Consider the following 14,455-nt stretch of genomic DNA (forward strand, 5'->3'; position numbering starts at 1 on the left):
TGGACAACGCCGTCCGGCCGCCGCGCGGCGGGTAGATTCGGTGCATCGGCGAGCCGGTCAGGCGGCTCGCCACAGACGGATCAGTGCGTAGGAGCGCCAGGGCCGCCAGTGTTCTTCGGCGTGGGTGGCCAGTGCTTTCGCGGTGCCGGGCAGTCCCAGGGCCTCGGCTCCGCGGCGGGCGGCCAGGTCGGTGGGCAGGAAGACGTCCGGGTCGCCGATCGCTCGCATCGCGACGTAACCGGCGGTCCACGGTCCGATGCCGGGCAGTTCGACGAGGCGGGCGATGGTCTCGGCGCGGTCGGCGCCGGGGTCGAGGTCGAGCTTGCCGTCGGCCACCGCCTCGGCGAGGGCCCGGATGCTGGCCCGGCGCGCGGCGGGCATGCCGAACGCGGAGTCCGGCAGCCCGGCGATGACTTCGGCTGACGGGAAGCCGGTCAAGGCCTCAGTTGACGGGAAGTGGGCCATGACTGCGTCCAGCGGAAGCCCGGCGAGGGCATCGGTGGATCGGACGCTGGTCACGGCCGACGGGAGACCGGCGAGGGCATCGGCGGATGGGATGCCGGTCATGGCCAGCGGGAGACCGGCGTTGGTCTCGGCGGATCGGAAGCTGGCGTTGGTCTCGGCGGATCGGGGACCGGCGGGGGTCTCGGCTGACGGGAAGCCGGCGACGAGCTCGGGGGGCGGGAAATCGGAGTGGGTGACGGCCGTGCTCGGAGACGGTTCGGGAAGGGCGTCATGGATATCGACAGGAGGGGAACCGATGAGATGTCCGGCGGTGCCCCGGGTCGGGGCGAGGAGCTCATCCGGAGTGCCAGTGCCAGTGCCAGCGCCAGGACTGGAACTGGGACCGGGGGCTGCGGCTGCGGTCAGGATTCGGACGAGGGTGGTTCGTGCGCCGGCCACACTGACCTGCTGGCCCACGATCGCGCGGACCGCCGTCTCGAAACCGTCCACAGCTCGGGGGACCCGCACGCCCGGCTCGGCCCCGACCGCCGCGGCCAGCGCCGGGTCCGCGCCGAGCAGGGCGTCCACCGCCACGGGATCGGCGTCCAGATCCAACAGACGACGGCACCGGGCCACCGCGGGCGCGAGATCCCGCACGTCGCCGAGACGCAGGGTGGCGTGGATCCAGCGGTCACCGGGAGTGAGCGCCACCTGCGCGGTGCCGTGTGGCAGATTCAGTCCACGGTGGTACGTGCCGTCCACCACCGCGTCCACTCCGGGCAGGGTTCGGGCCGCCAGGAAGCCGAGCAGCGCACTCGCGTGCAGCGGCGGGCGGTATGCGAGCCGCAGGTTCACCACTCCGGCCTCGCTCCGTCCGGACGGTCGTTTTTCGCGCATCTGGCTGGGCGAGCGGGCGTACACCGCGAGCATCGTGTCGTTGAACTGCCGTACGCTGCCGAATCCCGCGGCGAAGGCGATCTCCGCCAGCCCCAGCTCGGTCGTCTCGACCAGGATGCGGGCGGTCTGTGCCCGCTGGGCCCGGGCGAGGGCCAGTGGCCCGGCCCCGAGTTCGGCGGTGAGGATTCGGTTGAGGTGGCGTTCGGTGTATCCGAGGCGGGCGGCGAGCCCGGGCACCCCGTCACGGTCGACGACACCGTCGCCGATCAGGCGCATCGCCCGCCCGACCGTGTCCGCGCGGCTGTCCCACTCCGGTGAGCCGGGTGCCGCGTCCGGGCGGCAGCGGCGGCAGGCCCGGAAGCCACCCCGCTGGGCGGCCGCGGCGCTGACGTAGAACGTGACGTTCTCCCGTTTCGGCGTGACCGCGGGGCAGGACGGCCGGCAGTAGATCCCGGTGGTCCGGACGGCGGTGTAGAAGCACCCGTCGAACCGCGGGTCGCGGCTGTCGACGGCCCGGTAGCAGTGTTCGAAGTCCAGCTCCATGACATCGAGTCTGCTCCGGTGAAGAGCTGTCGGCTGGCGGGTTTCGGACATGACCGTGACGTCAACCCAGGTTGACGATCATGGAATATGTCAACTAAGGTTGACGGCATGATGACTGGGACGACGGGGACGGACATCCGATGGCGTGCGTTCGGTGGTGGACCCAAGATCGTGCTGCTGCACGGCGGCATGCAGACGTCGGCGAACCTCACCAGGCTGGCGCGGGCGCTGGCGACGGACTTCACGGTGTATGTGCCGGACCGGCGAGGTCGTGGGCGCAGCGGTCCGGCGGCGGCGGGGCACGGCCTGCGCGCCGAGATCGACGACCTCGCGGCGGTGCTGGACGAGACCGGCGCGCGGAACGTGTTCGGGCTCAGCTCGGGTGCGGTCATCGCCCTGCGTGCGGCGATGGAACTGCCGATCGACCGGATCGCGCTGTACGAGCCACCATTGAAGTACGGGGGTCACGATCCACTGGCCTGGCTGCCCCGGTTCGAGAAGGAGCTGGGGCGGGGCCGCCGGGCCGCGGCGTTCGTGACCGTCACCAAGGGCACCGGAGAACTGCGGCACGTGCCCCGGGCGGCGCTGATCCCGATGGCGGGGCTGATGATGCGCAGCGGCGCGGGCCGGGGCATAGGGGAGCTGGTCCCGACGATGCGCCTGGACGCGGCGGTCGTCGAGGACGCGGCCGGGCCGTTGAGCGCGTACGCGACGGTCGACGTGGAGACGCTGTTGCTCGGGGGCGAGCGTTCCCCGGCGTACCTGACGGCGGTCCTGAACGGCCTGGAGCCGGTCCTGCCGCGAGTGCGGCGGGTGACCCTGAGCGGTGTGGGGCATCTCGCCGCCGACGACAGTGGCCGGCCCGAACTCGTCGCCGCGGAGCTGCGGAGGTTCTTCCGCTGAAGGCGGGCGCCGGCGAACCCGTAGACTCACGTTCCGTGAGCCTCACCATCGGAATCGTCGGCCTGCCCAACGTCGGCAAGAGCACCCTGTTCAACGCCCTGACCAAGAACGACGTGCTCGCCGCGAACTACCCGTTCGCGACGATCGAGCCCAACGTCGGCGTCGTCGGGCTGCCGGATGAGCGACTGGGGAAACTCGCCGAGCTGTTCGGCAGCGAGAAGATCCTCCCGGCTCCGGTGAGCTTCGTCGACATCGCGGGCCTGGTCCGAGGCGCCTCCAAGGGCCAGGGCCGGGGCAACGCGTTCCTGGCGAACATCCGTGACGCGTCGGCGATCTGCCAGGTCGTGCGCGCCTTCTCCGACCCGAACGTGCTGCACGTCGACGGCAAGGTCTCCCCGTCCGACGACATCGAGACGATCAACACCGAGCTGATCCTGGCCGACCTGCAGACCGTCGAGAAGGCGCTGCCCCGGCTGCAGAAGGAGGCCAAGCTCAAGAAGGACAAGGCCCCCGTGGTGTCCGCCGCCGAGGCCGCGTTCAAGCTGCTCAACGACGGGGTCACGCTCTACCAGGGTGCCAAGGCGGCCGGGGTGGAGCTGGAGCTGCTGGCCGAGCTGCACCTGCTGACCACCAAGCCGTTCCTGTACGTCTTCAACGTCGACGAGGCCGAGCTGGGCAACGAGGCGTTCCTCGACGAGCTGCGCGCGCTGGTGGCCCCGGCCGAGGCGGTGTTCATGGACGCCAAGATCGAGTCCGAGCTGATCGAGCTGGACGACGAGGAGGCGCTGGAGCTGCTGCAGTCCACCGGCCAGAGCGAGCCCGGCCTGAACCGGCTGATCCGCGTCGGTTTCGAGACGCTCGGCCTGCAGACCTACCTGACGGCCGGCCCGAAGGAGGCCCGGGCCTGGACGGTTCCGGTCGGCGCGACCGCTCCCGAAGCGGCCGGGGTCATCCACTCCGACTTCCAGCGCGGCTTCATCAAGGCCGAGATCGTCAGCTTCGACGACCTGGTGGCGGCGGGTTCGATGTCCGCGGCCAAGGCGGCCGGCAAGGTCCGCATGGAGGGCAAGGACTACGTGATGAAGGACGGCGACGTCGTCGAGTTCCGCTTCAACGTGTAAGCGCTGATCCGCGGTGCGAGGGCCCGGCTCGTCGGAGTCGGGCCCGCTGATGTGGTGGCGGTCTTCCTGCTCGTTGGACTCACTCGACGCGGCATTCGGGTTCGGCTCGGAGCGGCGTGATCCTCCCGCCGTCACTAGGCTTCGTGTCTGTGGAGTGGGCATTCGACGGTGAGATCATCGAGTGGCGTGGGCCGGCGCCGTACTACTTCGTGGCCATGCCTGTGGCGGACAGCGCTGAGCTCAAGGAAGAGGCCCGGTCGCTGATCTACTGGGGACAGGTGCCGGTGCGTGCCGTCATCGGGGGCACCGAGTTCCGGACCGCGCTGTTTCCCCGGGACGGTCGCTATCTGCTGCCGCTCAAGGACGCGGTCCGGCGAGCCGAGGGCATCGGTGAGGGAGATGTGGTGACCGTGGCGTTGCGGCTCGCCGCCGAGAGGAAGCCGGCGTAGGAACAACCAGCGCGGTGAAGGCGGGCCAGGTCAGCGCAGGAGCGGGAAGACGGTTCCGGCGATCAGGGCACCCACCAGCGCACCGACCACCACCTGCGCGGGCGTGTGCGCGGTGAGCCGGACCCGGGCCCAGCAGCCGAGCAGCACCAACGGGGCGCCGACGAGGGCGACCGGACCGTAGACGGCGGTCAGCGCGGCGACCGTGCCGGCCGCCACGCCGGCGTGGATGGACATCTTCCACCAGTGGGTGACCAGGGCGAACACGGCCAGGCCGACACCGCCCGCGGTGAGCAGCGCGAGGATCTCCCGGGGTGCGCCGAGGGCCAGCATCAGGAGCAGGCCGGCCACCAGGGAGGCGGTGCCGAACAGGAGCGGGATCCGGCGGGCCGCCCGTTCCGGGATGTGGTGGTTGGTGAGCCGGCCGCGCCGGACGCCGTGCAGGACGTATCCGAGGGGGATGATCGCGGCGAACAGCGCCCCGGGCAGCCCCCACCACCGGGAGACGCCGGGGGTGTCGCCGGCGTGCCAGCCGACGATCAGCAGGAGGGCGGCGACCAGCACGGCGGGGGCCAGCACCTCGGAGACCACTGTCGCGATCCGGTCCAGGATGCCGGGGGCGGATGGCGTACGGCGGGTTTCGTCGGTGGCAGCGTTCAGCACGATCACCATCATCGCAAGACGATCTGGTGGAACGGTCGATGCGAAACGCCGCCGCGGCTCAGGTGTCGGTGGCCATCGCGGTGAAGGCGTCGGCCAACTGTCGCAGGTCGAGGCCGTCGAGATGGTCGAAGATGTGCCGGCGGACGCTGGCCAGGTGGGTGGGCCAGGCTTCCCGCAGGCGGGTGAGGCCTTTGTCGGTGAGGACCGCGTTGGCGCCGCGGGCGTCCTGCAGGCAGCGGTCCCGGCGCAGGTAGCCGTGTGACTCCAGTTTTCCGGCGAGTCGTGTCATGCCGCTCAGTGACATATCGCACGCGGTGGCGAGTTCACTCATCCGCATCAGGTGGCCCGGGGTTTCCGAGAGGTGGCGCAGGACCGAGTACTCGCTGGCGGACATGCGCTGTTCCCGTTCCAGGTCGGCGTCGAGCGCACGTGGCATGACCAGCAGGAATCGGCCGAGCGCACGCATCACCGCCTCTTCGTCGGGGGTGAGTGGGACGGGGGGTTCGGCCATGGCAGTGATGGTAAAGGCCGACTTTGCACCTAGTCGGGGCAACGGATGGAGGTGGGTGTGGGGAGTGGGCGTCGTCATTTCGAGTGACAGGAGGACATTTGCCTGCGAGCCGGAGGAAGTAACAATGCTTTGGTGCAAAACCAGACAACTAGTGACTCTTGGCAGGATCTGCTCGAAATGCCACGAAAGTCTTGGTGGGCTCGGCTTCCGTTCGGTGTACGGATGACCGCCGGCGCGGCCGCGATGTTCGTGGTGGTCGGTGGTTCGGCGGCCGGTGTCGCCACCATGTTCGGACCTGGCCCGGAGAGCACGACGGCTGCCACGCAGACCGCCGTCGACGACACCCTCGGCGCGCCGATGCTGGAGGAGGATCCCGAGGTGGTGAGCCGTGCCGCGGCCGCCGCCCAGCCGCTGCCCCGGCGCCCGGGTGCGACCCCGCCGGTGCCGACCCCGGCTGCCACCGCGGGCGTGCCCACCCCGCCCGTCCCGGCGCCCGCACGGACCACCACCACCACCACGACCACCCGGACGACGGCCGACCAGCTCAGCCGGGCCCGGGTGACTGACGACCGGGCCGACCGGACCGGGCCACGGCCGGCCCGTACCACCGCGTCGAAGACGGCCGGCGGTGAGCCGTCCGCCGCCGAGCCGGTGGTGACCACCCGCACCGATGTGGAGACCCGGGCCGTTCCGTTCGACACCGAGGTGGTCCGGGACTCGTCGATGCCCCGGGGCACCCGCCGCATCGAGGTCGACGGGCGGGCCGGTGAGGAGACGCTGCGCTACCTGGTGACCCTGACCGACGGCCGGCAGACCGCCCGCCGTCTGCTGACCAGCTCGATCACCAAGGAGCCGCAGAACCGGGTGGTGGCCGTCGGCTCCCGCCGGCATCTCGGGTTCGATCCGGAGTGTGATCGGGCGTTGCACCTCTGCCTGCCATGGGGCCGGTCGGCGCCCTGCCCGGACGAGACGAAGGGCGAGACGAAGGGCGAACCGACGGTGCTGGGCCGGGTGCTGATCTCCGACGAGGACCTGGACCTGCTGGGCCCGGGCGGCCTGAACGCGTTCAAACTGGAAGCGGCCTGCGAGAAGGCGGAAACACAGGCCGAGACCAAGGCGCACACACGGGCCGAGACCAAGGCGCACACACGGGCCGAGACCAAGACGGAGACACAGGCCGAGACCAGGGCGAACGCGCAAGCCGACACCAAGACGCACACACAGGCCGGCGAGACGAGCGAATAGGCGCGCCGAAAAGTCCACAAAGGGCGAAGATCGAACCATGGCACTGACCGACGAGAGACTGACCACGATCGCCCACCGTCTGCTCGACGTGCCCGGAGTCGTCGGGGTGGTCCTCGGCGGCAGCCGGGCCCGCGGCACCCACACCGAGGACTCCGACTACGACCTGGGCCTCTACTACCGATCACCGCTCGACACGAAACGGCTCGGTGAGCTGGCCGTGGAGGTGGCCGGCCCGGGTTCCGGGGTGACCGCGGTCGGCGAGTGGGGCCCGTGGGTGGACGGCGGCGGCTGGCTGCGGATCGACGGCGCCGCGGTGGACTGGCTCTATCGCGACGTCGACCGGGTGGAGCGATGCTGGGCCGAGGCCGAGCGGGGCCGATACGGCTTCCACACGCAGGGCGGTCACCCGCTCGGAGTGCCCGATCACGCGTACCCAGGCGAATTGGCTCTGGCCCGGATCCTCGCCGACCCGACCGGCGACCTGGCCACCCTGCAACGTCGCGTGCGGGTCTTTCCCCGGCCGCTTGCGGAGGCTCTGGTGGCCGGGCTGTGGGAGGCGGACTTCCTGGCCGGGGTGGCGCGCAAGGCGGTGACCAGGGGGGACAGCGCCTATGTCGCCGGGTGTCTGTTCCGGCTGGTCGGGGTGCTCACCCACGCGCTGCACGGCGCGGCCGGGCGCTGGCTGATCAACGAGAAGGGCGCGGTGGCCGCGACCGCCGTGCTGCCGGGAGCGCCGGGCGCGTTCCGGTCCCGGGTGGACGCGATCTTCGCCGCGCTCGACGCCGATCCGTCCCACCTGACCGCGGCGATCGACCTGGCCGCTGATCTGGTGCTGGAGACCACCGACGCGTGCGCGATCATGATGCGGTGACCGCAGACGCTCCCACCATTCTCGCCACCAGCGCCTTCTTCCGCCGCAGCCAGGTCAGTCCGTTGGCGATGCGGCCCGGCGCGATCCACCACCTGGCCGCCGAGCTGGCGAACAACACGAGGAATCCGAAGATCTGCGTGCTGACCCAGGCCACCGGCGATCCGGAGGCGCGGATCGGGTTCCACTACGCGGCCTTCGCCGGGACCGAGTTCACCATGTCCCACCTGCAGCTCTTCCCGATGCCGAACATCGAGGACATGCGCGCCCACCTGCTCGCCCAGGACATCATCTGGGTGGACGGCGGCAGTGTGGCGAACCTGTGCGCGGTCTGGCGGGTGCACGGCCTGGACGAGATCCTGCACGAGGCGTGGCAGAAGGGTGTGGTGCTGAGCGGTGTCTCGGCCGGCTCGATCTGCTGGCATCAGGGTGGCAGCACCGACAGTTTCGGCCTGGAGCTGCGCGGGTTCACCGACGGGCTGGGTTTCCTGCCGTTCAGCAACGGGGTGCACTACGACAACGAGGCGCGGCGCCGGCCGACGATGCACCGGCTGGTCGGGGACGGCACGCTGGGCGATGGCTACGCCACCGACGACGGCGCGGGGCTGATCTATCGCGGCACGTCACTGTCCGAGGCGGTCACCGATCAGGAGGGCAAGCTTGCGTACGAGGTGAGGCGTGCCGCCGACGGGACGGTGACCGAGACTCCGCTGCCGACACGCCTGCTCACCTCCTGACTGCTCAGGAGGCGTAGTTCAGGATCACGTTGTGTACGTGGTGGGTCTTCTCCGAGCCGCGGAACTCCACCTCGTACGTGTGGGTGCCGACCGCGATGGCGATGGTGCCGGAGGAGAAGAACTGGCCGGCCCAGCTCTTGTTGCTGACCACGCTGACGCTGCTCACCTTGGAGTACGGGATGCTGGTGATGGCGAAACGCTTACCCACGTAGGACTTGTCCTGGATGATGATGCGCCGGTTGGTCAGGCCGATGAAACCGGTCCCGGCGCCGATCGCGTCGTAGACGGCGATGATCGTCTCGCCGTCCAGCAGGCCGTCCTGGATCTGCTCGAGCTGACCCTTGTTGTCGTAAACCACGTCAGTCATGCCGGGCAGCGTAACCGTCGATGATCTATGGGGTCTCGACGACCGTGCGATAGAAGTCCTCGATCCGGGCGGCCAGGGTGACCTCACCGTCGGTGATGGTCATACCGTCCGGCGGGCCCAGACAGATCTGTGTGTGACCGTCGGATCGCTTGATCGTCGGCCGGATGTGCAACGTGTCGGCGGCCACCTTGATACGTTCGGTCAAGGCGGCGTGCTGACTGTCGTCGCATGCCAGTTCACGGCGGAGCTGGACGCCGTCACGGGTCCATCCGCCCAACAGAGCTAGAGCGTCGCTGAGATAATCCGAGTCGGAGTCCCGGCGTTTTCTGGCCCGCACTGCCGCACCCCCTTAGCGTCGTTGCCGGCTTGTGGCCGAACTGTCGCCGAGTCGTCATGGTCGGTGTCCCACAGTTTCGTCGCTTCGGACATCTCTGTCCACGCCCACATATCCGTGTTTGCGTGACGATCAGGGCACCATCGGGCAACCTGAACGATGAAGTTTCGTGAGATCTTTGACCACATGCGGCCCGAACAATACGTCAAGCCTTCGACATCACCCAGGGTGATCGTTGCGGCTGTGATCATCACCGCTGGACGCGTGCTGGCGTGTGAGCGCAGCGCGCCGCCCGAGGCGGCCGGGCGCTGGGAGTTCCCGGGCGGCAAGGTCGAGCCGGGGGAGAGCGAGCAGGCGGCGCTGGCCCGCGAGTGCGTGGAGGAGCTGGGCGTCCGGGTGGCGGTGGGTGACCGGGTCGGCCCCGACGTGCCACTGGCCCACGGCCGGGCCGTGCTCCGGGTGTACGCCGTCGAGTTGCTCGGCGGGGACGTCCCGGAGGCGCTGGAGCACCGCTCCATGCGCTGGCTGACCGTGGACCAGCTGGACAGCGTGCCGTGGCTGCCCGCCGACGTGCCGATCGTGGCGGAGCTGCCGAGACTGCTCTAGGGGTACTGCTTGCGCAGCTCCCGCTTCAGCACCTTCATGCTCGGCCCGAGCGGCAGCGACTCGGCGAAGCGCACCTGACGCGGGTACTTGAGCTTGCCCAGGTGCTGCTTCGACCACTCGATCAGGTCCGGCTCGGTGAGTGAGGTGTCGGCCGGGACCACCACCGCGCAGATCTCCTCACCGAGCGTCTCGTCGGCCACCCCGATCACCGCCACCTGCTGGATGCCGGGGTGCCGGGCCAGCACCTCCTCCACCTCCCGCGGGTAGACGTTGAAGCCGCCCCGGATGATCAGGTCCTTGGTCCGGTCGACGATGCTGATGAAGCCCTTCTCGTCGCGAACGCCCAGGTCACCGGTGCGGAACCAGCCGTCGACGATCGCCTCGGCGGTGGCCTCCGGCCGGTTCAGGTAGCCGGCGAAGACGTTGTGCCCGCGGATCACGATCTCGCCCAGTTCGCCGTCGGGCAGGAACTCGATGCGCTCCGGCACCTCCGGGCGGGCGATCTCCACCTCGACACCCCAGACCGGGTGGCCGACGGTGCCCGGTTTCGCGCCGAAGGCGGGCTGGTTGGTGGTGGCCGTCGGGGACGTCTCGCTGAGCCCGTAACCCTCCCAGACGGTCGAACCGAACGCCGCGGCGAACTTCTCCAGCACCGCCACCGGCAGCGACGCCCCACCGGAGACGCAGAGCCGCAGCTGTGGCAGCCGCTCGGCCTTCGCCGCCGCCTCCAGCAGGCCGATGTACATCGTCGGCACACCGTGGAAGATCGTCACCCGCTCCCGGATCATCAGCTCGATCGCCGCCTCGCCGGTGAACCGGGGCAGCAGCACCAGCGTCCCGCCCAGCCGGAACGTGGCGTTCATGCCGACCGTCTGGCCGAACGTGTGGAACAGCGGCAGGCAGCCCATCACCACGTCGTCGGCGTTCAGCGGGTGCACGTCGAAGACGTTGACGGCCGCGTTCATCACCAGGTTGAGGTGGGTGAGCAGGGCGCCCTTCGGTTTGCCGGTGGTGCCACTGGTGTAGAGGATCACCGCGACGTCCTCGGCCTCGCGGGTCACGTACGTCCGCAGGGGTTGCTTGCCGTCCGCGATCTCCTCCAGCCGCGGCGGGTACTGCGGCAGATCGGCCGGGAGCGGCCCGACGTTGACCAGGCGGGTGCCGGTCGCGGCCGCCGCACCCGCCCCGACCTGCAGGAACGCGGAGTGGGTGACCAGCAGGTCGGCGCCGCTGTCGCTGAGGACGTAGCCGACCTCCTCGGCGTTGAGCAGCAGCGAGACCGGCACGATCCGGGCGCCGACGGCCAGCGCCGCGTAGTAGACACGCGGGAAGTCGGCGACGTTCGGAATCATCACGGCGACCGTGCTGCCGGGGCCGACCCCGAGATCCGACAACCCGGCGGCGTACGACCGGGTCTGCGCCCAGAGGTCGCGATAGCTGATTCGGCCGCCCGCTTCGTCGACGATCGCTACCTTTTCGGGGTACCGGCGCGCGGCCTCGGCGAGAACGGTGGCGAGGGATAGCGTCGTCATCTCGTACTCCTCTTTAGTGATGTACGTCGCAGCTGTGCCTAAACTAGCGGCGTAAGTTTTTACACGTCCAGTGTTGATTCGTGTCTCGTCCGGGAGTTCTCATGGCTCGGCCTCGGCAGGCACTGCTCACCAGGGAGCGCATCGTCGAAGCGGCGGCCGGCCTGATCGACGCCGAGGGCATCGACGCGTGCTCGATGCGGCGCCTCGCCACCGAGCTGGGGGTGCAGGGGCCGTCGCTCTACAACCACTTCGCCACCAAGGCGGAGATCGTCGACGCGGTCGCCGAGGCGGTGGTCGCACAGGTCGACATCTCGGGCTTCCAGGACACCGACTGGCGGGAGGGGCTGCGGCTGTGGGCGAAGTCGTACCACGCGGTCCTCTCCGCGCATCCGAACATCGTGCCGGTCCTGGCCACCGGGCCGGGCCGCCGTCCGGCCGGTCTGGCCATGGCCGAGGCGGTCTTCGGCGCGCTCGTCGACGCCGGCTGGTCCCGGGCCCGGGCCACCCACATCGGCGCGCTGATGCGCTATCTGATCACCGGCTCCGCGCTCGGCTCGTTCGCGCTCGGGTTCGAGGACGACCCGGGCCTGTACGGCCGCTATCCGCACCTGCACCGCGCCCACGAACTCGCCGCACACCGTGACGCGGTCGACGAGGGCGCCTTCGAACTCGGGCTGGATCTGCTGATCGACAGCCTCTCCGACCGCTACGACCAGGGGGTACGCCGATGACGTCGGTCTTCCGCGACGAGCACTGGATCGGGGGCGCCTTCGTGCCGCCCGACTCCGGCGACCGGATCGAGGTGGAGAACCCGTACACCGAGGAGGTGTTCGGGCATGTGCCGGCCGGCACGGCCGAAGACGTGAACCTCGCGGTCTCCGCCGCCCACCAGGCCCTGGCCGGCTGGGCGGCGCTGACCCCGGCCGAGCGCGGCACCGCACTGGACCGGCTGCACCGGGCGCTGCTGGCCCGGGCGGACGAGATCGCCCGGATCGTCGGACTCGAACTGGGCACCCCTCTCAAGATCGCCAAAGTGGTCCAGGCCGGCCTGCCCCTCACCGTCCTCGCCGGGTATGCCGAACTCGCCGCCCATCCACCCGCCGACGAGGTGATCGGCAACTCGCTGGTGGTGCGCGAACCGGTCGGCGTGGTCGGCGCGATCACCCCGTGGAACTACCCGTTGCACCAGGTCGTCGCCAAGGTCGGCGCGGCCCTGGCGGCCGGCAACACGGTGGTGCTCAAACCCAGCGAGCTGACCCCGCTGACCGCTTACCTGCTGGCCGACGCGGTCGCCGAGGCCGGGTTGCCGCCCGGGGTGTTCAACCTGGTCGCCGGGACCGGCCCGGTGGTCGGCTCGGCCATCGCCGGGCACCCGGACGTCGACATGGTCTCGTTCACCGGCTCCACCGCGACCGGCCGGGCGATCAGCCACGCCGCCGCCGACCGGATCGCCAAGGTGTCGCTGGAGCTGGGCGGCAAGTCCGCCAACCTGATCCTGGACGACGCCGACCTGGTCAAGGCGGTCAAGGTCGGGGTCGGCAACGCGTTCCTCAACTCCGGCCAGACCTGCACCGCGTGGACCCGCATGCTGGTGCACCGCTCCCACTACGACGACGCCGTCGAACTCGCCGCCAAGACGGCCGCCGGCTACCCCCTCGGTGACCCGTTCGACCCGGCCACCCGGCTCGGCCCGCTCGCCTCGGCCGGCCAGCGCGCCCGGGTCCGCGGCTTCATCGAGCGCGCCTCGGCCCGGCTGGTGGCCGGCGGCCTGGACGCTCCGGTGCCGTCCACCGGGCACTTCGTCGCGCCGACCGTCTTCGCCGACGTCGACCCGGACAGCGAGATCGCCCAGGAGGAGATCTTCGGCCCGGTGCTGTCGATCATCCCGTTCGGTGACGACGACGAGGCGGTGGCGATCGCCAACAACTCGAAGTACGGGCTGGCCGGCGCGGTCTGGGGCTCCAGCGAGCGGGCCCTCGCGGTGGCCCGGCGGCTGCGCACCGGCGCCGTCGACGTCAACGGCGGCTCGTTCAACCCGTTCGCCCCGTTCGGCGGTTACAAGCAGTCCGGGATCGGTCGTGAGCTGGGCGCCTACGGGCTCGCCGAGTTCTCGCAGGTGAAGGCTATTCAGCGATGACCCACTACGCGCGCGGGCTGGTCGTCCGCGACCCCGGAGTCCCGGCCACCATCGAAGAACTCCGGCTGCCCGTGATCGGTCCCGGTCAGGTGCGGGTCGAGATCCGCGCCGCGGGTGTCTGCCACTCCGACCTTTCCATGATCAACGGTACGTTGCGGCCACCGCACCCGCTCGTCCTCGGCCACGAGGCGGCCGGTCAGGTCGTCGAGATCGGCGACCGGGTCAGCCGGGTCCGGGTCGGCGATCACGTGGTGCTCAACTGGCAGCCGGCCTGCCGGAACTGCTGGTTCTGCGAGCACGGCCAGCCATGGCTGTGCAGCACCTCGTCCGGGGTGGCCGCGCTGGAGAACGGAATGACCCTGGACGGCGCCCCGGTGCACGTGACACTCGGCCTCGGAGCGTTCGCCGAACAGGTGGTGGCCCCGGAGAACGCGGTGGTGGCCGTACCCCCGCAACTGGGTTTTGATCTGGCCGCCCTGCTCGGTTGCTCCGTCCTCACCGGCAGCGGCGCCGTCCGCAACACCGCAGGCGTCCGCCCCGGCGAATCCGTCCTGGTCATCGGCCTCGGCGGGGTCGGCCTGTCGGCGGTCGCCGCGGCCCGCGCCGCCGGAGCCGGCCCGGTGATCGCCGTCGACGTCAGCGAGGCCAAGAAGGGCCTGGCCGAGGCGGCCGGCGCCACCGACTTCCTGGTCTCCTCCGACGCCCTCTCCAAGGAGGTCCGGGCGCTGACCGAAAAGCGGGGTGCCGACCATGCCATCGAATGTGTCGGCCGGGCGTCCACCATCCGCGCCGCCTGGCGCGCAACCCGCCGCGGCGGCCAGGTCACCGTGGTCGGCATGGGCGCCGCCGACGACATGGTCCAGCTGGCCGCGCTGGACATCTTCAGCTCGGCGCGCACCTTGAAAGCGTCCGTTTATGGTCAGGCCGACACCGACCTGGAGGTCCCGGCCCTGGCGCGCGACGTCCTGGACGGCCGGCTCAACCTCGACCACCTGATCACCGACCGGATCACCCTGGCCGACATCCCGGACGCCTTCACCCGGATGGCCCGGGGCGAGGGCGCCCGCTCGGTCGCCGTCCTCTGAGAGTGCGCGGTGGGCC

The 14,455-nt window shown here is 70.4% G+C and carries 15 protein-coding genes and 1 pseudogene; 10 read left to right on the forward strand and 6 right to left on the reverse strand.

What is annotated here, in order from left to right; translation table 11 throughout:
- Window positions 1-866: 866 nt before the first annotated feature.
- Window positions 867-1,884, reverse strand: a pseudogene (locus ACQ0O7_RS06600) (bifunctional transcriptional activator/DNA repair enzyme AdaA); the annotation flags it as partial.
- Window positions 1,885-1,995: 111 nt separating this feature from the next.
- Between ACQ0O7_RS06600 and ACQ0O7_RS06605 the strand changes: the two are divergent.
- From ACQ0O7_RS06605 to ACQ0O7_RS06615, 3 genes are all read left to right on the forward strand, one after another.
- Entirely contained in the window at window positions 1,996-2,787 is a 792-nt protein-coding gene (locus tag ACQ0O7_RS06605) for an alpha/beta fold hydrolase (protein ID WP_430780850.1), read from the forward strand.
- Window positions 2,788-2,822: 35 nt separating this feature from the next.
- Entirely contained in the window at window positions 2,823-3,908 is a 1,086-nt protein-coding gene (ychF, locus tag ACQ0O7_RS06610; RefSeq protein ID WP_430780851.1) for a redox-regulated ATPase YchF, read from the forward strand.
- Window positions 3,909-4,057: 149 nt separating this feature from the next.
- A complete protein-coding gene (locus ACQ0O7_RS06615) occupies window positions 4,058-4,357 on the forward strand; it encodes a DUF1905 domain-containing protein (protein WP_430780852.1) in 300 nt (99 codons plus the stop codon).
- Window positions 4,358-4,387: 30 nt separating this feature from the next.
- Here the strand turns inward: ACQ0O7_RS06615 and ACQ0O7_RS06620 are convergent, their stop codons facing one another.
- Window positions 4,388-5,029, reverse strand: coding sequence for a phosphoesterase PA-phosphatase (locus ACQ0O7_RS06620; protein WP_430780853.1), 642 nt, complete (start codon window positions 5,027-5,029; stop codon window positions 4,388-4,390).
- Between the two features lie 46 nt (window positions 5,030-5,075).
- On the reverse strand, window positions 5,076-5,528 hold the full coding sequence (locus ACQ0O7_RS06625) for a MarR family winged helix-turn-helix transcriptional regulator (protein ID WP_430780854.1): 453 nt from the start codon (window positions 5,526-5,528) through the stop codon (window positions 5,076-5,078).
- Window positions 5,529-5,750: 222 nt separating this feature from the next.
- Between ACQ0O7_RS06625 and ACQ0O7_RS06630 the strand changes: the two genes are divergently transcribed.
- Genes ACQ0O7_RS06630 through ACQ0O7_RS06640 form a run of 3 tightly spaced genes read left to right on the forward strand, consistent with a single transcriptional unit; the run spans window position 5,751 to window position 8,378 of the window.
- Window positions 5,751-6,773, forward strand: coding sequence for a G5 domain-containing protein (locus ACQ0O7_RS06630; RefSeq protein ID WP_430780855.1), 1,023 nt, complete (start codon window positions 5,751-5,753; stop codon window positions 6,771-6,773).
- A 37-nt stretch (window positions 6,774-6,810) separates the two neighbouring features.
- Window positions 6,811-7,644, forward strand: coding sequence for a nucleotidyltransferase domain-containing protein (locus tag ACQ0O7_RS06635; protein WP_430780856.1), 834 nt, complete (start codon window positions 6,811-6,813; stop codon window positions 7,642-7,644).
- On the forward strand, window positions 7,641-8,378 hold the full coding sequence (locus ACQ0O7_RS06640; protein ID WP_430780857.1) for a Type 1 glutamine amidotransferase-like domain-containing protein: 738 nt from the start codon (window positions 7,641-7,643) through the stop codon (window positions 8,376-8,378). Before ACQ0O7_RS06635 ends, ACQ0O7_RS06640 begins: the two co-directional genes overlap by 4 nt.
- Before the next feature lie 4 nt (window positions 8,379-8,382).
- Here ACQ0O7_RS06640 and ACQ0O7_RS06645 read toward each other — a convergent pair whose 3' ends face one another.
- Both ACQ0O7_RS06645 and ACQ0O7_RS06650 read right to left on the reverse strand, forming a co-directional pair.
- Window positions 8,383-8,745: a PH domain-containing protein gene (locus tag ACQ0O7_RS06645; RefSeq protein WP_430780858.1), complete on the reverse strand. Its 363-nt coding sequence runs from the start codon at window positions 8,743-8,745 to the stop codon at window positions 8,383-8,385.
- Window positions 8,746-8,770: 25 nt separating this feature from the next.
- Window positions 8,771-9,082, reverse strand: a complete 312-nt coding sequence (locus ACQ0O7_RS06650; RefSeq protein ID WP_430780859.1) for a 4a-hydroxytetrahydrobiopterin dehydratase — start codon at window positions 9,080-9,082, stop codon at window positions 8,771-8,773.
- Window positions 9,083-9,265: 183 nt separating this feature from the next.
- Here ACQ0O7_RS06650 and ACQ0O7_RS06655 point away from each other — a divergent pair, with 183 nt between their 5' ends.
- Window positions 9,266-9,685: a (deoxy)nucleoside triphosphate pyrophosphohydrolase gene (locus tag ACQ0O7_RS06655; protein ID WP_430780860.1), complete on the forward strand. Its 420-nt coding sequence runs from the start codon at window positions 9,266-9,268 to the stop codon at window positions 9,683-9,685.
- On the opposite strand, the gene ACQ0O7_RS06660 is transcribed toward ACQ0O7_RS06655, so the two are convergent.
- Window positions 9,682-11,217, reverse strand: coding sequence for a long-chain-fatty-acid--CoA ligase (locus tag ACQ0O7_RS06660; RefSeq protein ID WP_430780861.1), 1,536 nt, complete (start codon window positions 11,215-11,217; stop codon window positions 9,682-9,684). The genes ACQ0O7_RS06655 and ACQ0O7_RS06660 overlap by 4 nt on opposite strands.
- A gap of 101 nt (window positions 11,218-11,318) precedes the next feature.
- Here ACQ0O7_RS06660 and ACQ0O7_RS06665 point away from each other — a divergent pair, with 101 nt between their 5' ends.
- Genes ACQ0O7_RS06665 through ACQ0O7_RS06675 form a run of 3 tightly spaced genes read left to right on the forward strand, consistent with a single transcriptional unit; the run spans window position 11,319 to window position 14,439 of the window.
- Window positions 11,319-11,948 (forward strand): TetR/AcrR family transcriptional regulator, encoded by a 630-nt coding sequence (locus ACQ0O7_RS06665; protein ID WP_430780862.1) that lies wholly within the window; start codon window positions 11,319-11,321, stop codon window positions 11,946-11,948.
- Complete coding sequence (locus ACQ0O7_RS06670; protein WP_430780863.1) at window positions 11,945-13,354, forward strand: aldehyde dehydrogenase family protein; 1,410 nt, start codon at window positions 11,945-11,947, stop codon at window positions 13,352-13,354. Before ACQ0O7_RS06665 ends, ACQ0O7_RS06670 begins: the two co-directional genes overlap by 4 nt.
- Window positions 13,351-14,439, forward strand: coding sequence for an alcohol dehydrogenase catalytic domain-containing protein (locus ACQ0O7_RS06675; RefSeq protein ID WP_430780864.1), 1,089 nt, complete (start codon window positions 13,351-13,353; stop codon window positions 14,437-14,439). The genes ACQ0O7_RS06670 and ACQ0O7_RS06675 overlap by 4 nt, the downstream gene beginning before the upstream one ends.
- Window positions 14,440-14,455 lie beyond the last annotated feature (16 nt).

Origin of the sequence: Actinoplanes sp. G11-F43 (assembly GCF_050589265.1) — a bacterium.
Classification (GTDB): Bacteria; Actinomycetota; Actinomycetes; order Mycobacteriales; family Micromonosporaceae; genus Actinoplanes.